The organism is Myceligenerans pegani (assembly GCF_014892515.1).
Taxonomy (GTDB): domain Bacteria; phylum Actinomycetota; class Actinomycetes; order Actinomycetales; family Cellulomonadaceae; genus Myceligenerans; species Myceligenerans pegani.
The window spans coordinates 1-19,949 of sequence record NZ_JADBGR010000101.1; the positions used below are offsets into that span (position 1 = coordinate 1).

Genomic DNA, 19,949 nt, shown 5'->3' on the forward strand with positions numbered 1-19,949 from the left:
GGCCGCGAGCTCGGCCCGCACGCCGCGCATCGTCTCGCGGATGTCGGCGCGCAGCTCGTCGGCCCGGGACCGCACGGTCTCGGCCACCGAGGACTCGAGGCGGACGATGTCGGACCAGCGGGCCTCCACCTCGGCCCGCCCGGCCGGGGTCAGCTCGTACGGCGCCTTCCGGCCGGCGGCCTCGTCCGCCGGGACACGGCGGACGAGGCCCTCCTCCTCCAGCCGCGCGAGGCGCGGGTAGATCGTGCCCGCGCTCGGCTTGTACGTGCCGCCGAAGCGGTCCGCGAGCTCGGTCATGAGCTCGTAGCCGTGCCGGGCGCCCTCGACGAGCAGCGCCAGGAGGTACAGGCGCAGCTCGCCGTGGGCGAAGACGGGGGGCATCAGGCGATCCAGGAGACGCCCGGCGCGGCGCCGGACGCCCCGGCACCGCGCACGCCGTGCACTCCGGGATGACCGGCCGGCCCCGGGCCGTCGTCGGACACGTGCTGGGACGTGCCGAGGACGGTGACGTCCCCCGAGACCGTCGAGACGCGCAGGTGGGTGCGCTCTGGGCGGGCGGAGCGGACGACGGCACCGCCCCGTCCGCTGACCTGCATGCCGCCGACCGTGACGCGCCCGCTGATCGCCGACGCGTGCACCTCGACGACGGCCTCGTCCGGGACGCGCACCAGCAGGTCGCCGGAGACCGAGTTCGTCTTGATCCAGTCGGGCTGGGTGGTCAGGTCCATGGTCACGTCGCCCGACACGGTGCTCGAGGTGAGATGCTCCACGGCGCCGCTCAGCACGACGTCGCCGGAGACGGTGGTACTGGTGATCGGACCCTCGTGATCGCGGACCGTCGCGTCTCCCGAGACGTTGGTCAGCGTCAGCGGCCCGCGGGTGCGCGACACGAGCAGGCTGCCCGACGCCGTGGACACCTTGGCCTCGCCCTCGGTGCCGGACACCAGCGCCTCCGCGCGGACCGTGCCGATCTTCGTGTCGACGCGGGCCGGGACGGCGATGTGGATGTCGGCGCGGGCGTTGCCGCCGAAGTCCGTCCACTTCCGAAGGAAGCCGGCCAGGCCGCCGGACGTGTTCGGCTCGTGCCCGACGACGAGGTGCCCGTCGCGGAACGTGACCTCCACGGGGCGGCCGTCGACGGAGTGCACCTCGACGCGGGTGACGGGATCCTCGTGCGCGACGACGTCCAGCCGGCCGTCCACGAGATGTGCGTGCACCGTGGTGACCTCGTCGACCTCGATGGTCTGCGGACCGGTGACGGTCCAGTGCTGCTCGGTCATGCCTGCCTCCTGACGATTCCGGGACTCTCCGACGGTGTCGTGCGTCCCGGCCGCCGCCCGGCGGTGCGGAACGCGATATATCGCGTTGTCGCCACTCACGATATATCGCGTTCGCGCGGCGGGCAAGGGCCCCGCCGTGGGATCATGGGGTCCACGTCAATCCGCCGTCCGTCAGGAGACACCTATGAGCAAGCGTGGCCGCAAGCGCAAGGCGCGCGCGAAGAAGTCCGCCAACCACGGCAAGCGCCCCAACGGCGGCTGAACCGCCGAGTGGACGACTGACGCGGCGCGGGGCACGGGGCACGAGCGAAGCGCGTGCCGGAGCGCGGCCCGAGGAACGTCAGCGCGGGAACACGAGAGGGCCGGAACCCCACAGGTTCCGGCCCTTCGTCACGTCCACGCCCGGGTTCTCACCGGGCGCCCGGGTCAGAGCGCTCCGCCGGCCGCCTCCGGCGCGTCCGGCGACGCGCCGGCGTCGCCGATCGTCTCGCGCGCGACGAAGTTCTCCAGGTCGAACAGGTTGTCCTTGGCCCGCTGCGCGACGGTCAGCAGCGTGTTCGCACTGGCGACCTCCTCGACCTGCTCCTTGAGGAACCAGAGCAGGAACTGCTCGCCGAGCATGTCCGCCTCGGCACGGGCGGCGCGGAAGATCGCCTCGATCTGCGCGGTGACCTGCTCCTCCTGGTCGAGGGCGAGCTGCAGCGGCTCGGTGACGTCCGTGAAGTCGTTGCGGACCGCGCCCGTCCCCGGGATCTCGACCGGCACGTCACGGTCGAGGTGGTACCGGACGATCATCATGGCGTGGTTCCGCTCCTCGACCGCCTGCCGGTAGAAGTGCGCGGCGAGCTGCGGCAGGTCGTGGCCGTCGAACCAGACGGCGATGGCGATGTACTGCTGGTGCGCGGAGAGCTCGTGGCCGATCTGCTCGCCGAGCAGCCGCCAGAACTCGGAGTTCTGCGGGGCCTGGGTGGTGGAAGTCATGGTCCCAACGTATCCCGGCGGGAATGGAAGAGCCCGGGCAGCCGTTTCCGCAGTTGTGATCTCGTTCGCCACCGCCCCGGCCGCGCCTGCCACGGTGCCCGACGTCGTACCCGACGTCGTCGCCCCGCCCCGCCTCGCTCCCGGCTTCCTCGCCGCGCCCGAGCGACCGCGGCGCGCCGTCGTGCGGCTCGACGAGACCGACGCCACAGGAAAGGAACGCGTGACGCAACTAGGCTCGACGTTGATGACGGACCACCCGCAGACAGCCACACCCGACGAGGCGTCGGACCGCACTCCCGACGGGGAGGACAATGCCGCGCGCGCGGCGCGGTTCGAACGTGACGCGCTCCAGTACCTCGACCAGCTCTACTCGGCCGCGCTGCGGATGACCCGCAACCCCGCCGACGCCGAGGATCTGGTGCAGGAGACGTTCGCCAAGGCGTTCGCGGCGTTCCACCAGTACCGGCCGGGCACGAACCTCAAGGCCTGGCTGTACCGCATCCTGACGAACACGTTCATCAACAGCTACCGCAAGAAGCAGCGGCAGCCGCAGCAGTCGCAGGCGGAGGAGATCGAGGACTGGCAGATCGCGCGTGCGGCGTCGCACACCTCGCAGGGGCTGCGCTCCGCGGAGGTCGAGGCGCTGGACCGGCTGCCGGACAGCGACGTGAAGCGCGCCCTCGCGGAGCTCCCGGAGGACCGGCGCATGGTCGTGTACTACGCGGACGTCGAGGGCTTCCCCTACAAGGAGATCGCGGAGATCATGGGAACACCGATCGGAACCGTGATGTCGCGGTTGCACCGTGGTCGCCGACAGCTCCGTGAGCTCCTCGCCGACTACGCGGCGGAACGTGGACTCGTGAAGACAGAGGTACCCGGAGGCGCGAAGTGATGGACCAAGAGCGGGGCGACCAACCGGTCGTGGAACCGATCCCGCACGACACTCCGGGTTCCGAGTGCGAGCACGCGCTGCAGCACCTGTACGAATACCTCGACTCCGAGATGACGCCCGAGGACGAGCAGCGGATGCGCGCCCACGTCGCGCACTGCTCGCCGTGCCTGGCGGAGCTGAGCGTCGAGGACCTGGTCAAGCAGCTCGTGAGGCGCTCCTGCGCCGAGCGCGCGCCCGAGACGCTCCGGCTGAGGATCCACGAGCAGCTCCGGATCGAGGCGCGCTGACGCCACCCGCCGGCGGCGCGCCCGGCGCGGCAGCGTGCGCGGACACGCCGCCGGCGGTCCCGCATGGACGGAACGGCCGACCTTTGACAGGGTGGACCGCATGGTGCTGCGACACATCGCCCGACCCCTCCTGGCCTCCTGGTTCGTCGCATCCGGCGTCCAGGCCGCGCGGAAGCCCGCCGAGCACGTCCAGGCGGCGAAACGAGGCTCCGGCCTCGTCACGAAGGCGCTCGGCGCCGAACCGCTGAGCGAGAAGCAGGTCACGACCGTGATCCGCGCGCACGGCATCGCGCTCGCGGCCGCGGGCGGACTCCTGGCACTCGGCAAGGCTCCGCGCACGGCGGCCGTGACGCTCGCCCTCCTGACGGTGCCGCTCGCCGTCGTCAACCAGCCGTTCGGCTCGTCCGACGGCGACCGTGAGGCGCGCGCCCAGCGTTTCGTGGGCAATCTCGGCGCCATCGGCGCGGCCCTCATCGCGGGCGCCGACACGGAGGGGCGCCCGAGCATCGGCTGGCGGGTACAGCAGGCGCGGGCCGCCCGCGCCGCTGCCCGTGCGGCGAAGGCGAGCGCCAAGGAGAGCTGACTCCGCCTTCCTGAGCCGCCGGGCTCAGCCCTGCGGGCGCCAGGCATTGCCGCCGCCGGGCTCCGTCGACGCGACGCCTCGTTCCTCGGCGCCGGCCGCCGTCGCTACCGGTTTCCGGCGGCGGCGGGTTCGCGTCCTCGGTCTTCGCAACCATTCCGGCGGCCAGGGACCGGTTGCGATCGCGCGATCGCTCAACCCTCTCTGGGTGTCGTTCCCGTGCGGCTGGCCAGGAGGCGGCGGAACGAGGCGAGCCGGAGCGCGCGGCTCGCGCGGGTGTCGTCGTCGGGGGCGGCCCCGACCCACTCGTCGAGCGCGCAGTCCGGCGCGTCCGCCTGATGGGTGCAGCCACGCGGACACTCGGCCGCGGCCTCGTCGAGGTCCTCGAAGGCGTGCAGCAGGTGCGCGACCTCGACGTGCGCCAGCCCGAAGGACCGCACGCCCGGCGTGTCGATCACCCAGCCGTCGTGACCGGTCTCCGGCCCGGCGTCCTCCGGCCCGGCCGGCAGCGCCAGGGCGACCGCCGACGTCGACGTGTGCCGGCCGCGTCCCGTGACGTCGTTGACGTCTCCCGTGGCACGGCCCGCGGTCGGGACCAGGGCGTTGATCAGCGTGGACTTGCCTACACCCGAGTGGCCCACCAGCACGGACGTCCGTCCCCGGAGCAGGCCACGCACCTCCTCGACCGACGCCGGGTCCAGGGTGAGAGCCTCGCCGCCGGTCCTGGCTGCGCGGGCCGAGGCGGCGTCGGTCCCGGCGGAAGCGCTGTCGCCCGCTCGGGTGTCGCCGGATTCGGGAGTGGGCGCCGCCCGCGTCACCACGACCTCGACGCCCAGCGGTTCGTACAGGGCGCGTAGCTCGTCCGGCGAGGCCAGGTCCGCCTTGGTGAGGCAGAGCAGCACGTCCATCCCGGCGTCGTAGGCGGCGACCACGCAGCGGTCGATCATCCCGGTGCGGGGCGGTGGGTCGGCCAGCGCGGTCACGACCACGAGCCGGTCGGCGTTCGCGACGACGATCCGTTCGTACGGGTCGTCGTCGTCCGCGGTGCGGCGCAGCACGGAGCTCCGCTCGGCGATCCGCACGATGCGCGCCAGCGTCCCCTCCTCGCCGGTGACGTCGCCGACGACGTCGACCCGGTCCCCCACGACCACCCGTGTCCGGACGAGCTCGCGGGCCTTCATGGCGAGCACCACGGTCCCCGACGACGACGGGACACCGCCGGGGCCGCCACGGCCGCCGTCGGGCTCCCCGGCATCGGGCACGAGCAACGTGTACCGGCCGCGGTCGACCCCCGTGACCATGGCGGTCACGGCGTCCTCGTGGCTCGGCCGGCGCTTGGTACGGGGCCGCGAGCCTCGCTTCGACGGCCGGGACCGGAAGTCCGACTCGTCGCGCGCACCCCGCCTCCCCATCAGCGCCGGCCTCCCCTCACGCGCCCGCTCCGAGCATGCCCCGCCACAGGGCCGGGAACTCCGGCATCGTCTTGCCGGTCGTGGCGATGTCCTCCACCTCGACACCGGGCACGCGCAGGCCGATCAACGCGCCCGACGTCGCCATCCGGTGGTCCTCGTAGGTGTGGAACGTCCCGGCGTGGAGCGGACGCGGCGTGATCACCAGGCCGTCACGCGTCTCCTCCGCCTGCCCGCCCAGCCGCGTGATCTCCCGGGCCAGCGCCGCGAGACGGTCCGTCTCGTGCCCGCGCAGGTGCGCGATGCCGCGCAGCCGCGTCGGAGAATCCGCCAGTGCCGCCAGCACGGCGAACGTCGGCGCGAGCTCGCCGGCGGCATGCAGGTCGAGGTCGACGCCGCGCACCTCGCCGGTGCCGGTCACGGACAGGACGTCGCCCGAGATCGTCGCACGGCCGCCCATGCGGGTCAGGAGATCGGGCAGGAGAGCGCCGGGCTGCGTGGTCTCGGCCGGCCAGCCCGGGATGCGCACCGTGCCGCCGGCGACGAGCGCCGCGGCGAGGAACGGGGCGGCATTGGACAGGTCGGGCTCGACGCGCACGTCGCGGGCGGCGATCGGCCCGGGCTCGACACGCCACAGCCCGTCCCGGCCGTCGTCGACGGTGACGCCGACGTCGCGCAGGGTGGCGACCGTCATCTCGATGTGCGGCAGGCTCGGCAGCGTGGTGCCCACGTGCCGGAGGGTCAGGCCCTGCTCGTAGCGCGGCGCGGCCAGCAGGAGCCCGGACACGAACTGCGACGACGCCGACGCGTCCACGTCCACGGACCCCCCGCGGACGGAACCGGTGCCGGAGACCGTGAACGGGAGATGCTCCGGCAGTCCACCGCCGGGACCGGACACAGAGACGCCCAGCGCGTGCAGAGCGGCGAGAACGGGCCCCATGGGCCGGACGCGCGCCGCGGGATCGCCGTCGAACCGGACGGGGCCGGCGGCGAGCGCGGCCACGGAAGGCAGGAAGCGCATCACGGTGCCCGCGAGACCGCAATCGATGTCGGCGCCGGTGACGGGAGCCGTGGCGGGCACGACGTGCAGCGTGCTGGGGGCGTCGCCCTCGGTGACGTCCGCCCCGAGGGCGCGCAGGCCCGCGATCATGAGGTCGGCGTCGCGGCTGCGCAGCGCGCCGCGGAGCGTGCCCGGGCCGTCGGCGAGCGCGGCGAGGACCAGCAGCCGATTGGTCAGTGACTTGCTGCCCGGCACCTCGACCGTCGAGTCGAGAGGTCCGACGGCGGTCGGTGCGGCCCAAGTCGGTGCGGTGGGGGCATTGGTCATGCCCCGAGGTTATCGGAGCCGGTCAGCCCGGGCCCGGTCGTCTCGCCCGTCCCGATCCGCGCGCGTCCCCGCGTGGAATGCGTATTTACCGCTACGGTGGCGGGCGTGGCCGCCGTGACCAAGACCAGCTATGACGATGACCTGCGCCTTGCCCATGTCATCGCCGACCAGGTGGATGCGCACACCATGTCGCGCTTCCGTTCTCTCGACCTGCACGTCGAGACCAAACCGGACAACACCCCGGTCTCCGATGCCGATCGAGCTGCCGAGGAGATGATCCGCGCCTCGCTCCAACGAGCCCGCACCCGCGACGCGATCGTCGGTGAGGAGTACGGGTCGGCCGGCAGCGGCGCGCGCCGCTGGATCGTCGATCCGATCGACGGCACCAAGAACTTCGTGCGCGGCGTGCCGGTGTGGGCGACGCTCATCGCACTGGCGGACGGCGAGGACGTCGTCGTCGGCCTGGTGAGTGCGCCGGCCCTGGGTCGACGCTGGTGGGCCGCACGCGGATCGGGTGCCTGGACCGGCAAGGGCCTGCACTCCGCGACCCGGATGAAGGTCTCGGGAGTGCGCGAGCTGCGCGACGCGTCGCTCAGCTTCGCGTCGCTCAGCGGCTGGGAGGCGCGCGGAAAGCTGGACGCGTTCCTCGACCTGACGCGCCGGTGCTACCGCACCCGCGGCTACGGGGACTTCTGGTCGTACATGCTGGTGGCGGAAGGAGCCGTGGACATCGCGCCCGAGCCCGAACTCGAGGTGTACGACATGGCAGCCCTCGTCCCGATCGTCGAGGAGGCCGGCGGACGGTTCACCTCCCTCGACGGGCGCCACGGCCCGTGGGGACACAACGGACTGGCCACGAACGGCCTGCTGCACGACGAGGTGCTCGGCCTGCTCGGCTGATCCCGGACCCGAGCTGCTCGGACCCTCCCGGACCGCCGTGCGGGCACCCAGCGGGCACACTCTTCTCATGCGCATCTACGTGCCCGCCACCCTCGACGAGCTCGACACCGTCGACGTGGGCCGCACCTCAGCCCGCTGGTCGCTCACCCCACGCCCTGTGCACGGCGTGACGAGAGCGCTGATCGCCGAGCTGCCCGACGAGGACACCGAAGGCGTGGAGTACGCCGCGTTCCTCGACGCCGCCGCGGCCTCGCTCGCACTGCTCGCCGCACGGCCCGGCACGCCGCCGCTGCGCGCCGTCGTCACCGTCGAGGTGCCCGACCACGCCCTGGAACCGGTCGGCACCGGCGCGGACACCACCTCGTCCGAGCTCCGCCTGACCGAACCGGTGCCCGACGTGCCGATCGTGTGCGTCCACGCCGACGAGCCGGACGCCGCCCCGGACGTGACCGCGGTGCGCTCCGCCGCCGAGGCCGACGACGACGCGGCGCTCGCGGACACGGTCCAGCGCGCCACCGACCGCGACCTGCTCTGGTACGACTGGTCCGAGGTGGGCGCGATTCCTCGCTGAGGGGTCGTTCCCCCAGTCCGGGCGTGGTTACTCGCTGGGGCGTCGGTTCTCGCCTGGGCATCCGTCCCCCGATGGACCGTCGTTTCCCCGCTGGGGCGTCGTTTGGGGCACTGCTCGCCGGTCTGCCGCACGCAACGCCTACCCACGCATCCGCTCGGGGAGGGCGATCCATGGGGATTCCTCACCGTCGGCCGAGGTCCTGGCCCGCACCATCCGGCGCACCTCGTCCGCGAGCGCGCCGAACGCCGCCCGGACAGGGGACCGCGGGGCGCACTCGGAGAGCGCCCGGCCGCACCGCAAGCCCGCGTCCAGGCCGGCCGGGTCGTCGGGCACCACGTGCGGGTCGACCCCGGCGAACCTGGCCAGCGCGGCCCGGACGGATGTGCGCGGGTTGGCTCCGACGGCCGCCGCGCGGACGCGGTTGACCACGACGAGGCGATCCGGGGTCACGGGTGCGGGAACGGCGGCCAGGTCGTCGAGACCGCGCACGAGACGCTGCAGACCGATCGGGTCTCCGCCGCCGACGACGACCACGACGTCGGCGGCGGCAAGGGCCCCGAGGGTCGCCGCGTTGCGCTGCGGAGCCCGCGTGTCGTAGGAGAGGAGCTCATCGGTCTCCAGGACCGGGCCGGTGTCCACCACGGTCCAGTCGGCCAGGTCACGCGAGCGTTCCCACACCGCGTCGAGCGCCGCCCCGGACAGTTCGGCCCACCGTGCGGGGCGCCCGATCCCACCGAGGACGCGCACGCCGGGGAGCGCCACGGGCGCGTAGCGGGCGAGGGTCTCGACGTCAAGCGGCCCCATTCCCGCTGCGCGGACGGCCCCGGCAAGTCCTGCCGAGTCGTCGAGCATCCCGAGACGAGGGGCGATGCAGGGGCCGTACGTGTCGGCGTCCACCAGCAGGACCTGCTCGCCGGCACCGCCGCGCAGGGCGCGGGGACCGTGGTGGCCGGCCTTTCCCAGAAGACCGCCCCGACCGGCCGCCTCGCCACGGCTCCGCTTTCCCGGCGCGCCCGTGACGGGTGGGCCGGCGGCGAGCGCGACGGCGAGTTCGATGGCGGTGGTGGTCCGCCCGGGCGCGCCGACCGGCCCCCACACCGCAACGAGCCGGCCCTTGCCTGCCGCAGTGGCGGGTGGCTCGGACGCCTCGGGCGCCACCGTGGGCGGACGCGCGGTCTCGTCGCGGACGACGGAGATCAGGTCGGTCAGCGAACGCGCCATGCCGTCGACGCCGATCGCGGCGAGCCGGTCCGTGCTGGCCTCGGGCGCGTCGTCGAGGGCGATCACGCGAACCCCTGCCTGGTGCATCCGCGCGACCGCCTCCCGCCCGAGGCCGGGCAGGGTCGCCGAGACGACCGCGGTCCTGCCCGATCCGGCCTCGGCGGCGGCGAGAAGTTCGGTGAGGTCGGCGCACCGGCGGGTGACGGTCGTGCTCGAGCCCGCCGCGCCGAGCCTCCGCACGACGTCCGCCTCACCAGGCCCCAGCACCGCGCACAGCACGGTGATCGCGACCCCGCCCGTCATCGGACCGCTCCCCCGACGGGCACGACGGCGAGACTTCCCGGCTCGGCCAGCGCCGCGAGCACGCGGGGCAGGGCGTTCTCCTCCACCAGGACGTGCAGTGTCGTCGTACCCGCCACCACGAGGGCGCCGTCGGGTACCTCGACCTGTTCGATCACGACTCCCTCGGCGAGGGTGCCGGGCTCTGCGCCGGAGCCGGCCGACGACCTGGCCGGTGTGCCTCCGGGAGCCGCCCCGGATCCGCCGTCGGGCACGAACCAGAGGTCGGCGACCGCCCCGGGCCGGATGCGCTCGGAGACGCCGCCGGGGACGGGGATGGTGACGGAACGCATCGTGCTGCCGTTGCCGAGCCCCGATCGGGGAACCAGCTCACCGTCCGCCACCACGCGCTGGGCGACCAGACCGGACGGCAGCTCCTCGTCGGCACGGAGGTACGGGTCGACGCCGGAGCTCAGCCGGACGTCCACGACGCGGAGTGCGTCCCGCGTGACGGGCTGGCCGGGTGTCAGCGCGCCGTCGGCGACGAACACGGGTACTGTTCGGCCCGCGGACGCGACCAGCCAGGAACCGAGCGCGACGGACAGCGCGACGAGCACGACACCCGCCAGCAGTCGCGGATCTCGCCAGCCGGGCGGCCGCAGCCTGACGGCGACTCGGCTCTCTCTCGGTGCGGCCGGTGCGTCGATCATGTAGTTCCTCTCCGTGCTCGGATCGAAGGCGGTGAACGTCCCCCAGACATGGTGAGCGAACCTCCGGGATCTGGCATCCGATGAACTCTTCCTGTGGATAACTGTGAATTTCCGCGCTCTCGTCCGGGACCTGTGCCATAGTGGTGTCATGGATAAGCGGTTTCTCTCTCTGGCTGACGTGGTCGAGACCTTGAACATCTCCATGGCCCAGGGCTACGCACTCGTACGCACCGGTGACCTGCCGGCCATCCAGGTGGGCCCGAAGAAGGTCTGGCGCATCGAGGCGGCGGAACTCGAGTCCTACATCGAGCGGCAGTACGCCAAGAGCCGTGAGCGTCTCAAGGCCGGCGAGGGCTGAACCTCACAGCCAGCAGCACGAACCGATGAGGCGGCCCATCCGATCCGGGATGGGCCGCCTCTCGTCGTACCCGGGTCCGGTTCGTACCTGGCCCGTCCGCGCCCGGCCCCGCTCGCGTCAGGGTCCCGTTCGCACGAGGTTCTGCGCGCGCGAGGGTTCCCTCCTCGGAGTCAGGAAGCCATTCCGGGCGGGGCGTGGCTCACGCACAGGAGGGCGGAGAACGGCACCACCCGCCTCCTGCCGCGGTTCCCGTCGAGGGTGTCCAGGTCGAGGTGATCGGCACCCACCCGGGCGACGCGGCCTCGGTACACGTTCCCGCGAGTCCGGACGAGCACGGTACGCCGGTCCCGCTGCAGGTCTCGGAGCAGGGTCGTGATCCCGAGCTCTCGCCGGGCAGCCGGGGCCGAGCCGGACTCCAGCCCTGAGACGCCGTCGATCGCAGCCAGCGGCACCAGGTGCCGCTCCGGGGCCCGCGTCACGCCGTCCAGGACGAGCCACGCCTCCGCCACCTCCCGGACCGCTCCCCGCACCGGTTCGCCGTCCGGGAGGTCGAGGACGACCGGTGCACCCGTCGCGGCCCGGAGGCGGTCCGCGAGATCGATCGTCGCGTGTTCCGCGCGGGTCAGCTCCGCGACCATGGCATCCGATTCGGCGGCGTCCTGCGCATCGGCGAGGGCGTCGAGGTCCGCGGCGAGATCTGACCAGCGAGCATCCGATGTGTCCACGGACCTACTCTCCATCATCCACAGCCCCTCCGCCCATCGGTGGACGACAGTCGCGATCCGATGTTTAATAACAGCATCAAAAGGCACTCATGAGACGTAGATTCAGGCGTTGACCCGTTCTCAGGGCGACAGGGGGTTCTTCATGGCGGTGACAGAGATAGATGCGCGGTCGGGTCCGAATCCGATCGCGCTCGCGACCATCGCGCTCGGGGCGGCGGCTGCGGCGATCCTGCTGGCGACACGCACGATGCGGCTGTGGCACGAGGGGGCGGGCACGGTCGACCGGGTCGTCGAGCTGTCGATCGAGGCCGGAGCCACGGTCTGCGCGGCATGGATCGCGCTGGGCGCCGTCGTCGGTCTGCTGTACGCGGTGATCCGCTGCGCCGGCCGGGACTGGCACGCCGGGCGAGCGTTCCTCGCCCGCTGCGCACCGCGCATCGTGCGCCGGATGGCCGGTGTGGTCGTGACGGCGGGCGTGGGCGTCGCGATCGCGGCGCCGAGTGCGTTCGCGTCACCGGCCGCGGGTACGGAGCGGGACGGGGACGCACCGTCCGGCGTGGTGCTCGATCTCGGCTGGCAGCCGACGCCGGACGCCTCGGCCGGCGGCGTCATCGGCAGCGACAGCGGTGCGGATGCGGCAGACCTGGCCGGGCCGAGTGCGCTGGCGTCCGGTACCGGGGGCGAGAGTGCCGGTGGCCCGACGACCAGTCGGCGCGGCGACGACGGATCCGCCACCCACGGATCCGCCACCCACGGATCCGATCGGTCCAGGGATCCCGAGCGCACGCGCCAGGTCGACCGGAAGGCGCGCGCCGGAGCCCCGCGGGACACCGATGTTCCGGTCGTCGTGGAGCGAGGCGACACGCTCTGGTCGATCGCCGCCGAACACCTTCGGCCGGGCGGGGCGTCGCCCGGCGCGGGCGCGCTGCCGGCGGCTCGTGTGGCGCGCGAGGTGGCCGCGTGGCACGCCGCGAACCGCGAGGCGATCGGCCCCGACCCCGACCTCATCCGGCCCGGAACGGTGCTGCACGCACCGGACGCGCGACCCGTGGGAGCCCGACGATGACAGCGGTCACCGAGCCGACGAAGCCGATACGCACCCGCGGTGTGCCCCAGCCGGGCCGGGCCGGCCGGCCCGCCGCCCAGGAACCCCGGCGCAGCCTGCGCAAGATCCAGCTCGGCGGTTCCGACCCGAGCATCGCGCGCGCGACCGAGCTGCTGAGCCAGATCGACGAGCACCGCGAACCGGAGCCGCAGCCGGAGCTGCCCGACCCCACCGCGCTCGTCTGCCGCGTCGCCCGGGCCGCCATCGAGGTGCTCCGCGGTGAACGCCCCGCCAGCCAGCTCGCACGCTGGACCACCGCGCAGGTCTACGACCAGCTCGTGGCACGCGAGCGCCTCCTGAGCGGCACACGGGCCGGCCGGCCGCGACCCGTCGCGCCGCGGGTCGGCGTCCGCCGGGTGCGCCTCGTCCGGCTCGGCACGGCGTCGGCCGAGGCCACGGTCGTGCTGCACGACGGCGAACGGGTGCGCGCCGCGGCCGTCCGGCTGGAGGGAAGGCGGGGCACCTGGAAAGTGACCTGCCTCGAACTCGGCTGACCATTGAACCGCCACGCCCCCTCACCCGTAGTCAGGGGCAGAGGGCGGCATCGGGCCGGCCCGCGAACGAGAGGGGCGAGCGTGCGCACAGGGACGAAGGTGGCGATCGGCGTCGGAGCGGCTGTGGTCGCGGTCGGTGTGGTGGCGGGGATCTACGGACCCGGCCTGTACGCGGACTGGGCGAGCGAGGCGGCGGACGACGAGCCGACGCTCGAGGCGTCGATGGAAGCACTCTCGGACACCGAGGCCGTCGAGGGCACGTGGACGGTGGGCGACGGGTCGTTCGCCGGCTACCGCGTCGACGAGGTTCTGCAGGGCGCCGACGTGACGGTCACGGGTCGCACGGAGGAGGTCACCGGCGACGTGACGGTCGCGGACGGCGCGATCACGGCCGCCGGCATCGAGGTCGACATGGCCAGCGTGGCGACCGACGAGGCCCGTCGCGACGAGTACTTCCGGGACCAGGCGATGGAGGTCGGCACCTATCCCACGGCGCTCTTCGAGCTGACCGCCCCGGCCGAGCTCGAGCCCGGCGCCACGGCGGTCGAGCTGACGGGCGACCTTACGATCCACGGCGTCACCCAGCCGGCCACCGTCGAGGCGGAGGTCGCGGGAGACGCGGCCGGCGGCGGCCCCGTCCAGGTCATCGGAAGCGTGCCGATCACGTTCGCCGATTTCGGCGTCGAGGCCCCGGATCTCGGGTTCGTGTCGGTGGAGGACGAGGGCAGCATCGAGTTCTCGCTGCAGCTCGAGTCCGAGCGGTAGGACGTCCGGCGGACAACGGGACCGTGACCGGGAGAGGATGAGCCCGTGGGTGCGGAGGACGAGCTCCTCGAGGCGGTGCACGACTCGCATGCCGACGCGCTGTACCGGTATGTCGTGCGCCGCACGGGTGACGAGGAGGAGGCACGCGACGTCGTGCAGGAGACGCTGCTGCGCGCGTGGCGGCACCCGGAGGTACTCGAACGCTCCGAGGAGTCGGTACGCGCCTGGTTGTTCACGGTCGCGCGGAACCTCGTCGTCGACCACCTGCGCAGCGCGCGCCGCACCCGCGAGCACGCCACCGGTCACCTGCCCGATCGTGAGGAGCGCGACAGGACCCAGGCGGTGCTCGACTCGTGGCTCGTCGCCGACGCCCTGCTGTCGCTCTCACCGGACCATCGGGCGGTCGTCGTGGGCGCGTACTACGGCGGCCGCTCGGTGGCCGAGCTCGCCACCGAGCTGGGCATCCCGCCCGGGACGGTGAAATCACGCCTGCACTACGGGTTGCGCGCGCTACGCCTGACACTGCAGGAGAAGGGAGTCACGTCATGATGCCGGGGCCGGAGAGGAACGGGGGCGACCGCTACGCCGAGTGGGACGCGGCCTACGTGCTCGGTGCCCTGAGCCCGAGTGACAGGCACGCCTACGAGCGCCATCTGGCCGAGTGCGACATGTGCCGCACCGCGGTGGCCGAGCTCGCCGGTATGCCGGGACTCCTGGGCACCGTGCCCGCCGCGCAGGCGGAAGCGCTCGGCACGGAGGCACCCGGCGCCACGGCTCCGTCCGACGGCTTCCCGACTGCGGCTCACGACGCCGGCCATGACGGCGGCCCCGCGACCGTCGTCCCGCTCGCGAGCCTGGCCCGCGCGGCGCGCCGGTCGCGCTTCCGGCGGCGAGCACTGACCGCGGTGGCCGCATCGGTCCTCGTGGTCGCGGGGGCGGTCGGCGGGTCCGTCCTGACGGGCGTCGGCCCGCTCGGGACGCCGGGCGGCGCAGACACGACACCGCCGGTCACCGCCGCGAACGCCCGGACCGTCGAGCTGCTCCCCGTGGGCGAGGCGGACATGCGCGCCCGGGTGGTCGTCACGCCCACGGACTGGGGAACGAAGTTCCAGTGGTCCTGCCACTACCCTCCCCGGCCCGGACAGGACCAGGCACCCGGCGGGTACGACGCGCCGCAGGAGCCGATCGAGTACGAGCTGGTGCTGGTCGGGCGTGACGGCGCGCGCACCGTCGCGGCGACGTGGACGTGGTCCGGCGGCACGACGACGGGCCTGGACGCCTCGTCGGCAGTGCCCGTGACGGACATGGACCGCATCGAGATCACGCTGGGCGGACAGGAGGAGGCCCTCGCCGCGGCGACCCTGTGACCGCGGAGCCCGTGCCCGGGGCGTTCGATCGCCCCGGGCAGGGCGTCACCCGAGGGCCACGTGCAGGTCGGCACGGTCCCGCGTCGCCGCCACGACCTCGGCGTTGTGCTGGTCGGAGCCGTGCGCCCAGGCGCGGGCCGCCTCGGGCGTCTTCCCGTGCGCGTGATGCCGGGCGGTCAGGCGCTCCAGCCGGACGTCGTCGGGCAGATCGACGTACCAGACCTCGGTCATGTGCTCACGAGCGCGCGGCCATCGTCCCGATTCCGCCAGCAGATAGTTCCCCTCCGTGATCACGAGCGGCACCTCGGGAGGAACGACGACGGCACCCGCGATCGGTTCCTCGATCTCACGCCGGAACTCCGGGGCGACGACCGGGCCGCCGTGCGGATGCGCCGCGGCGATGCGTGCGATCAGCTCGGCGTAGCCGGCGTCGTCGAAGGTGTCGATGGCGCCCTTGCGGTCGCGGATCCCACGCGCCTCCAGCACGGTGTTCGCGAGGTGGAACCCGTCCATCCCGACCACCACGGCGAGATCCGGCCCCAGCGCAGCGGCGAGCCCTGCGGCGAGTGTCGACTTCCCGGCCCCGGGCGGACCGGTGAGACCCAGGACGGCACGGCCCTCGCGCGCGGGATCGTCGGCGAGGTGACGCGCCCGCTCGACGAGGTCGGCGGGGATCGTCACCGCGGGCTCACCCGGAGCCGGGACCCCGGCCTCCGCGCGAGCCGCGCCCACCGGCTCCGCGAGAGCCGTGGCGGCGGGCCTTGCGGGAGCCGGGACCGTGACCGCCTCGCGCATGCCGCCCGTCCCCGGCTCCCGGTCGAGGCGCGTCAACCATCCGCGCGGCCCCAGGTACTGCACCCGCAGCGAGGCCACGCGCACCGCCTCGGCGCACGCGTCCGGAAGCTCCGCGCCCCGGGCCAGCGCGACCGTGAGCGCGCCGTGGAAGGCGTCGCCCGCGCCGAGAGTGTCCACGGCACGCACCTCCGGCACGTCCACGGTCCCGCCCGCGTCCTTGGACCACCAGTCGACCGGTGCCGCGCCGTGCGTCACCACCGTCGCCCCACGCAGTCCGGCGTACCAGTCCTCCTTCCCGTCGGGGACGTGGAAGGCCGCCGAGCACGCGACGACGTCGGCCTCGGGCAGCAGATCGGCGAAGACCGGTCGCCACCTCCCCGCGTCGAGCACGATCGGGGGGCGGGGCCGCAGCGTCCGCGCGTACGCCAGCACGCTGCGCGCGATGTCAGGATGATGGCCGTCGAGCAGGACGACGTCGGGCGCCGGAAGACCGGACAGTTCCTCCGTACCGGGCCCGGCGACCCGCGTGAGGGCGCCGTCGGCGGAGACGACGGAGCGCTCGCCCGTGTCGTCGTCGACCAGCACCGCGGAGACCGCCAGATCGTGGTCCGCCCGCGCGACGTCGTGCACCTCCACCCCGTGCCGCTCCAGGTCCGCCCGCGCGGCCTTGCCCACGGCGCTGGTGCCGAGCGCGGTGACCAGCACCGCTCGGACGCCCAGCGCGGCGGCCGTGACCGCCGCGTTCGCCGCCGGGCCGCCGGCGGCGACATCCTGGCGAGTGGCGGTCACCTTCTGATCGCGCTCGGGCCGGGCCGCACGGTGGATCACGTCCAGCGTGGCAAGACCGGCGAACCAGCAGGTCAAAACTTTCCGGCCAGGCTGATACGGGGTCTCTTTCGCCATGACATGAGGCTACGACACACTCCGGCATCTCCGGCGTCAAAGACACGATTGGCAATACGGACACAGGCATGACCAGCGGAGACACTGCCTGTGGACAAACACGATCAGCGGCCGCGATTCCGATCCATACTGGATGACATGGCACCGATCACCACTATCAGGCCCGGACAACGACTCGCCGACGACGAGTCGCTCCTCGCGCTCGCCGAGTTCCTCCACCACGGCGTCCGCCCCCGCGAGCGGTCGCTCTGGCTCGCGATGCTCGATTCCGAGCGCCGGATGCTGCCCGCCGTCGTCCCGTTCCACGGCCTGGCCGCCGATCCCGGGCTGCCGTTCGTCGCACGGCTCGGCTATGTCTGGGCCGCTGTCCTGGGCGCGATCACGCGGGCGAGCACCGTCCTCGTGCTGGAGCGCCCGGGCGCCGAGGCCGTGCGGGACTCGGACCGGGCCTGGCACGCGGCGCTGCACGCCTCGGCCGCGGAGGTGGGGATCGGCGTCGCCGGCTTCTTCCTCGCCACGACCGACGGTGTCCGCCCGCTCACGCCGGACGATCTCTGACTGTGAGGATCGCTTCGCAGCCTGATCGTGCTGGGCTGTGTGCTGGTGGCCGTGCGTGTGACCCGAACTCTGACCGTCTCGCCCACCGGACTCCCGGTGGACAGCCCACCTCGCGCGCGGCTAGCGTTCCGGCCATGACGTCGCACCTGACCTGCCTTGACTGGTGGCCCGCCGACTAGGCGGGCTCGCGACGCATCACGCACGTCCACGACCGCCTCGCTCCGGGGCGGTCGTTTCGTGTTCCCACGAGACTCCCGGTCCGGGGCGGGCATCCCGAGACCGAGAGGCCCCGCATGTCCCGCACTCACCGTCCCGCCACCTCCGCCACGACCCGGCATCCCCTGCTCGATCGCGTCCTCGCCTCGGACGGCTCGCTCCCGTTCGCGCTCCTGCGCCGCCACGGCGTCGCCGAGGTCGAGGTCCTCGTCGGCGAGGTGGCCGACGCCGATCTCCTGGGCGACATCCCCCTGGACGGCGCGCCCGTGCTCGCCGTCGTCCCGTTCCGCCAGGCCCGCGAGCGCGGGTTCACCGTGCACGACGACGGCGCGCCGCTGCGCTGCCTCGTCGTGCGCGAGTCGGAGCGGGTTCCCCTGCCCGACGCCGTCGCCGCCCTTCCTCCCGAGTCCGTCGCCGCCGAACCGCTCGGTTTCGACATCCCCGACGACGAGTACGCGGGCATCGTGCGCCGCGTGATCGACGACGAGATCGGGCAGGGCGCGGGCGCCAACTTCGTCGTGATGCGACGGTTCGAGGCCCGTACCGGCGCGGCGCCGGTCCCCGCGCTGACCTCGTGGTTCCGCGCTCTGATCACCCATGAGGTCGGCTCGTACTGGACGTTCGCGGTGCACGCCCCGGCACCCGCGACCGGCGGGGCCCGGCCCATGCCCGCGGACCCGGCCGGGGGGACGCTGTCCCTCGCGGGCGCCACCCCCGAGCGGCACCTGACCGTGCGGGACGGTGTGGCACGCATGAATCCGATCAGCGGCACCTACCGCCACCCCGTGACCGGCCCCACGCGCGACGGCGTCCTCGAGTTCCTGCGGGACACCAAGGAGAACGAGGAGCTCTTCATGGTGGTCGACGAGGAGATGAAGATGATGAGCGCGCTGTGTCCCGGCGGCGGGCGCATCGTCGGGCCGTATCTCAAGCAGATGGCCCGCCTCAGCCACACCGAGTACCTGCTGGAGGGCCGCACCACCCTCGACCCGCGCGAGGCACTGCGCCTGACGATGTTCGCGCCCACGGTGACCGGGTCGCCCATGGAGAACGCGTGCACGGTCATCGCCCGCCACGAGACCCGCCCGCGCGGCTACTACTCGGGTTTCCTCGCCTTGTTCGAGCCCGGGGACGTCGGCAGCGACCCGGACCGCCGTGCCGACGACGCCGGCCATGGCCCGGGCGAGCGCCCCGAGGCCGGTCCCCGGGCCTACTCGCTCGACGCCCCGATCCTCATCCGCACGGCCTATCTGCACGACGACGGACGGGTGTCGGTCCCGGCCGGCGCGACCCTGGTGCGGCACTCGGTCCCCGAGCACGAGGTCGAGGAGACCCGGGCCAAGGCGGCGGGCGTGCTCGCCTCGCTCGGGCTGGTGCCGCGCGGGGCCGGGCCCGACGCCGTCATCGACCTGAACGCCCAGCCGGGTGTCGCCGAGGCGCTCATCGCGCGCAACCGCCAGCTCGCCGGCTTCTGGGTCCAGCCGCAGGAGGCCGCGCCCACCACGACGACCACCGCGACGACCACCGCGACGACCGCGGACCCGGACGCGCCCGAGCCCTCGTGGCCGACCGGGCGGAGCGTCCTCGTCGTCGATCACGAGGACCAGTTCACGACGATGCTCGCCCACCAGCTCCGCCACCTCGGCATGAACGCCCGCGTGATCCGGTGGGACGCCGTGGACGACGTGCTCGCGGACGATCTGGTGGTTCTCGGCCCGGGGCCGGGCGACCCGCGCGACCGGGAGGACCCGCGCATCGCCGCCATCGCCCGGCGGATCCACGAGCGTGTGACGGCGGGCCGTCCGCTGCTCGCGGTCTGCCTCAGCCATCAGGTGCTCGCCGGGCTGGCGGGCTTCCCGATCCGCGCGCTGCCCGCGCCGCGTCAAGGGGTGCGGCTGGAGGCCGACGTGTTCGGCACCACGGCCGCCGTCGGCTACTACAACACCTTCGGGGCGCGGCTCACCACCCTCGACGCCGCGGACGCCGACAACCCCGTGGCCCGGCTTGCCCTCGAACCGTCCGCCGACGCGAACGGCGTGCTCACGGCCCTGCGTGGCCCCGGCGTCGCGTCGGTCCAGGGTCACCTGGAGTCGGTCCTGTCGGCCGACGGCATCACCGTCCTGGACGCCCTCACGCGTCACGTCCTGGGCGCCCCGGCGAACCCGGCCGCCACCCGCTGACTGCCGTCACCGTCCCGCCGTGAGCCGGCCCGCTCCCAGGTGGCCG

Annotated in this window: 23 protein-coding genes; 14 read left to right on the forward strand and 9 right to left on the reverse strand. The window is 73.5% G+C overall.

Features of this window, described 5'->3' with window-relative positions; all coding sequences use genetic code 11:
- Together IIE03_RS16855 and IIE03_RS16860 are read right to left on the reverse strand one after the other, a co-directional pair.
- Positions 1-381, reverse strand: a 381-nt coding sequence (locus IIE03_RS16855) for a PadR family transcriptional regulator (protein WP_192863926.1), incomplete at its 3' end; no start/stop codon positions are given.
- Entirely contained in the window at positions 381-1,280 is a 900-nt protein-coding gene (locus tag IIE03_RS16860) for a DUF4097 family beta strand repeat-containing protein (RefSeq protein WP_192863927.1), read from the reverse strand. The genes IIE03_RS16855 and IIE03_RS16860, both read right to left, overlap by 1 nt.
- A gap of 184 nt (positions 1,281-1,464) precedes the next feature.
- Between IIE03_RS16860 and IIE03_RS27055 the strand changes: the two genes are divergently transcribed.
- Positions 1,465-1,542, forward strand: a complete 78-nt coding sequence (locus IIE03_RS27055; RefSeq protein ID WP_408632855.1) for a 50S ribosomal protein bL37 — start codon at positions 1,465-1,467, stop codon at positions 1,540-1,542.
- A gap of 164 nt (positions 1,543-1,706) precedes the next feature.
- Here IIE03_RS27055 and IIE03_RS16865 read toward each other — a convergent pair whose 3' ends face one another.
- On the reverse strand, positions 1,707-2,261 hold the full coding sequence (locus IIE03_RS16865) for a ferritin (protein WP_192863928.1): 555 nt from the start codon (positions 2,259-2,261) through the stop codon (positions 1,707-1,709).
- 94 nt (positions 2,262-2,355) lie between these two features.
- Between IIE03_RS16865 and IIE03_RS16870 the strand changes: the two genes are divergently transcribed.
- From IIE03_RS16870 to IIE03_RS16880, 3 genes are all read left to right on the forward strand, one after another.
- Positions 2,356-3,153 carry a sigma-70 family RNA polymerase sigma factor gene (locus tag IIE03_RS16870; RefSeq protein ID WP_318843038.1) on the forward strand — a complete coding sequence of 266 codons (798 nt, stop codon included), beginning with the start codon at positions 2,356-2,358 and terminating at the stop codon, positions 3,151-3,153.
- Positions 3,153-3,440, forward strand: a complete 288-nt coding sequence (gene rsrA / locus IIE03_RS16875) for a mycothiol system anti-sigma-R factor (RefSeq protein ID WP_192863929.1) — start codon at positions 3,153-3,155, stop codon at positions 3,438-3,440. The genes IIE03_RS16870 and rsrA overlap by 1 nt, the downstream gene beginning before the upstream one ends.
- 100 nt (positions 3,441-3,540) lie before the next feature.
- Positions 3,541-4,023, forward strand: a complete 483-nt coding sequence (locus IIE03_RS16880; protein ID WP_192863930.1) for a DoxX family membrane protein — start codon at positions 3,541-3,543, stop codon at positions 4,021-4,023.
- Between the two features lie 191 nt (positions 4,024-4,214).
- Here the strand turns inward: IIE03_RS16880 and rsgA are convergent, their stop codons facing one another.
- Together rsgA and aroA are read right to left on the reverse strand one after the other, a co-directional pair.
- Positions 4,215-5,432, reverse strand: a complete 1,218-nt coding sequence (gene rsgA / locus IIE03_RS16885) for a ribosome small subunit-dependent GTPase A (RefSeq protein ID WP_192863931.1) — start codon at positions 5,430-5,432, stop codon at positions 4,215-4,217.
- Positions 5,433-5,448: 16 nt separating this feature from the next.
- Positions 5,449-6,756: a 3-phosphoshikimate 1-carboxyvinyltransferase gene (aroA, locus tag IIE03_RS16890; RefSeq protein WP_192863932.1), complete on the reverse strand. Its 1,308-nt coding sequence runs from the start codon at positions 6,754-6,756 to the stop codon at positions 5,449-5,451.
- A 105-nt stretch (positions 6,757-6,861) separates the two neighbouring features.
- Between aroA and hisN the strand changes: the two genes are divergently transcribed.
- Both hisN and IIE03_RS16900 read left to right on the forward strand, forming a co-directional pair.
- Positions 6,862-7,656, forward strand: a complete 795-nt coding sequence (gene hisN / locus IIE03_RS16895; RefSeq protein ID WP_408632854.1) for a histidinol-phosphatase — start codon at positions 6,862-6,864, stop codon at positions 7,654-7,656.
- A 67-nt stretch (positions 7,657-7,723) separates the two neighbouring features.
- Entirely contained in the window at positions 7,724-8,227 is a 504-nt protein-coding gene (locus tag IIE03_RS16900; protein WP_192863933.1) for a DUF6912 family protein, read from the forward strand.
- A gap of 138 nt (positions 8,228-8,365) precedes the next feature.
- Here the strand turns inward: IIE03_RS16900 and IIE03_RS16905 are convergent, their stop codons facing one another.
- The gene (locus IIE03_RS16905) at positions 8,366-9,751 is read right to left on the reverse strand and encodes an AAA family ATPase (protein ID WP_192863934.1); all 1,386 of its coding nucleotides are present in this window, start codon (positions 9,749-9,751) and stop codon (positions 8,366-8,368) included.
- Positions 9,748-10,437: a CpaB family protein gene (locus IIE03_RS16910; RefSeq protein ID WP_192863935.1), complete on the reverse strand. Its 690-nt coding sequence runs from the start codon at positions 10,435-10,437 to the stop codon at positions 9,748-9,750. Before IIE03_RS16910 ends, IIE03_RS16905 begins: the two co-directional genes overlap by 4 nt.
- A gap of 148 nt (positions 10,438-10,585) precedes the next feature.
- Between IIE03_RS16910 and IIE03_RS16915 the strand changes: the two genes are divergently transcribed.
- Positions 10,586-10,795, forward strand: a complete 210-nt coding sequence (locus tag IIE03_RS16915; protein WP_123815499.1) for a helix-turn-helix transcriptional regulator — start codon at positions 10,586-10,588, stop codon at positions 10,793-10,795.
- A 170-nt stretch (positions 10,796-10,965) separates the two neighbouring features.
- On the opposite strand, the gene IIE03_RS16920 is transcribed toward IIE03_RS16915, so the two are convergent.
- Entirely contained in the window at positions 10,966-11,520 is a 555-nt protein-coding gene (locus tag IIE03_RS16920; protein ID WP_225997916.1) for a hypothetical protein, read from the reverse strand.
- 142 nt (positions 11,521-11,662) lie between these two features.
- On the opposite strand from IIE03_RS16920, the gene IIE03_RS16925 reads away from it, so the two are divergent.
- From IIE03_RS16925 to IIE03_RS16945, 5 genes are all read left to right on the forward strand, one after another.
- A complete protein-coding gene (locus IIE03_RS16925; RefSeq protein ID WP_226888068.1) occupies positions 11,663-12,586 on the forward strand; it encodes a LysM peptidoglycan-binding domain-containing protein in 924 nt (307 codons plus the stop codon).
- Positions 12,583-13,119, forward strand: coding sequence for an Rv3235 family protein (locus IIE03_RS16930; RefSeq protein ID WP_192863936.1), 537 nt, complete (start codon positions 12,583-12,585; stop codon positions 13,117-13,119). Before IIE03_RS16925 ends, IIE03_RS16930 begins: the two co-directional genes overlap by 4 nt.
- Positions 13,120-13,200: 81 nt before the next feature.
- Positions 13,201-13,884, forward strand: a complete 684-nt coding sequence (locus IIE03_RS16935) for a YceI family protein (RefSeq protein WP_192863937.1) — start codon at positions 13,201-13,203, stop codon at positions 13,882-13,884.
- A gap of 45 nt (positions 13,885-13,929) precedes the next feature.
- Positions 13,930-14,433, forward strand: a complete 504-nt coding sequence (locus IIE03_RS16940; protein WP_192863938.1) for a sigma-70 family RNA polymerase sigma factor — start codon at positions 13,930-13,932, stop codon at positions 14,431-14,433.
- The gene (locus IIE03_RS16945; RefSeq protein WP_192863939.1) at positions 14,430-15,251 is read left to right on the forward strand and encodes an anti-sigma factor family protein; all 822 of its coding nucleotides are present in this window, start codon (positions 14,430-14,432) and stop codon (positions 15,249-15,251) included. The genes IIE03_RS16940 and IIE03_RS16945 overlap by 4 nt, the downstream gene beginning before the upstream one ends.
- Before the next feature lie 45 nt (positions 15,252-15,296).
- On the opposite strand, the gene IIE03_RS26795 is transcribed toward IIE03_RS16945, so the two are convergent.
- Positions 15,297-16,949 carry a nucleoside/nucleotide kinase family protein gene (locus IIE03_RS26795; protein WP_318843039.1) on the reverse strand — a complete coding sequence of 551 codons (1,653 nt, stop codon included), beginning with the start codon at positions 16,947-16,949 and terminating at the stop codon, positions 15,297-15,299.
- A gap of 138 nt (positions 16,950-17,087) precedes the next feature.
- Between IIE03_RS26795 and IIE03_RS16960 the strand changes: the two genes are divergently transcribed.
- Complete coding sequence (locus IIE03_RS16960; protein WP_192863940.1) at positions 17,088-17,507, forward strand: hypothetical protein; 420 nt, start codon at positions 17,088-17,090, stop codon at positions 17,505-17,507.
- A 293-nt stretch (positions 17,508-17,800) separates the two neighbouring features.
- A complete protein-coding gene (locus tag IIE03_RS16965; RefSeq protein ID WP_192863941.1) occupies positions 17,801-19,903 on the forward strand; it encodes a chorismate-binding protein in 2,103 nt (700 codons plus the stop codon).
- The last annotated feature ends 46 nt before the right edge of the window (positions 19,904-19,949 follow it).

Excerpts from the sequence above, each read along its gene's own strand:
- IIE03_RS16905 (WP_192863934.1), bottom strand. The coding sequence starts at position 9,751 with ATGACGGGCGGGGTCGCGATCACCGTGCTGTGCGCGGTGCTGGGGCCT.
- IIE03_RS26795 (WP_318843039.1), bottom strand. The coding sequence starts at position 16,949 with ATGGCGAAAGAGACCCCGTATCAGCCTGGCCGGAAAGTTTTGACCTGC.
- IIE03_RS16880 (WP_192863930.1), top strand. The coding sequence starts at position 3,541 with ATGGTGCTGCGACACATCGCCCGACCCCTCCTGGCCTCCTGGTTCGTC.
- aroA (WP_192863932.1), bottom strand. The coding sequence starts at position 6,756 with ATGACCAATGCCCCCACCGCACCGACTTGGGCCGCACCGACCGCCGTC.
- IIE03_RS16900 (WP_192863933.1), top strand. The coding sequence starts at position 7,724 with ATGCGCATCTACGTGCCCGCCACCCTCGACGAGCTCGACACCGTCGAC.
- IIE03_RS16945 (WP_192863939.1), top strand. The coding sequence starts at position 14,430 with ATGATGCCGGGGCCGGAGAGGAACGGGGGCGACCGCTACGCCGAGTGG.
- IIE03_RS16960 (WP_192863940.1), top strand. The coding sequence starts at position 17,088 with ATGGCACCGATCACCACTATCAGGCCCGGACAACGACTCGCCGACGAC.
- IIE03_RS16930 (WP_192863936.1), top strand. The coding sequence starts at position 12,583 with ATGACAGCGGTCACCGAGCCGACGAAGCCGATACGCACCCGCGGTGTG.
- IIE03_RS16965 (WP_192863941.1), top strand. The coding sequence starts at position 17,801 with ATGTCCCGCACTCACCGTCCCGCCACCTCCGCCACGACCCGGCATCCC.
- IIE03_RS27055 (WP_408632855.1), top strand. The coding sequence starts at position 1,465 with ATGAGCAAGCGTGGCCGCAAGCGCAAGGCGCGCGCGAAGAAGTCCGCC.
- IIE03_RS16925 (WP_226888068.1), top strand. The coding sequence starts at position 11,663 with ATGGCGGTGACAGAGATAGATGCGCGGTCGGGTCCGAATCCGATCGCG.
- IIE03_RS16865 (WP_192863928.1), bottom strand. The coding sequence starts at position 2,261 with ATGACTTCCACCACCCAGGCCCCGCAGAACTCCGAGTTCTGGCGGCTG.
- IIE03_RS16915 (WP_123815499.1), top strand. The coding sequence starts at position 10,586 with ATGGATAAGCGGTTTCTCTCTCTGGCTGACGTGGTCGAGACCTTGAAC.
- rsgA (WP_192863931.1), bottom strand. The coding sequence starts at position 5,432 with ATGGGGAGGCGGGGTGCGCGCGACGAGTCGGACTTCCGGTCCCGGCCG.
- rsrA (WP_192863929.1), top strand. The coding sequence starts at position 3,153 with ATGGACCAAGAGCGGGGCGACCAACCGGTCGTGGAACCGATCCCGCAC.
- IIE03_RS16910 (WP_192863935.1), bottom strand. The coding sequence starts at position 10,437 with ATGATCGACGCACCGGCCGCACCGAGAGAGAGCCGAGTCGCCGTCAGG.
- IIE03_RS16860 (WP_192863927.1), bottom strand. The coding sequence starts at position 1,280 with ATGACCGAGCAGCACTGGACCGTCACCGGTCCGCAGACCATCGAGGTC.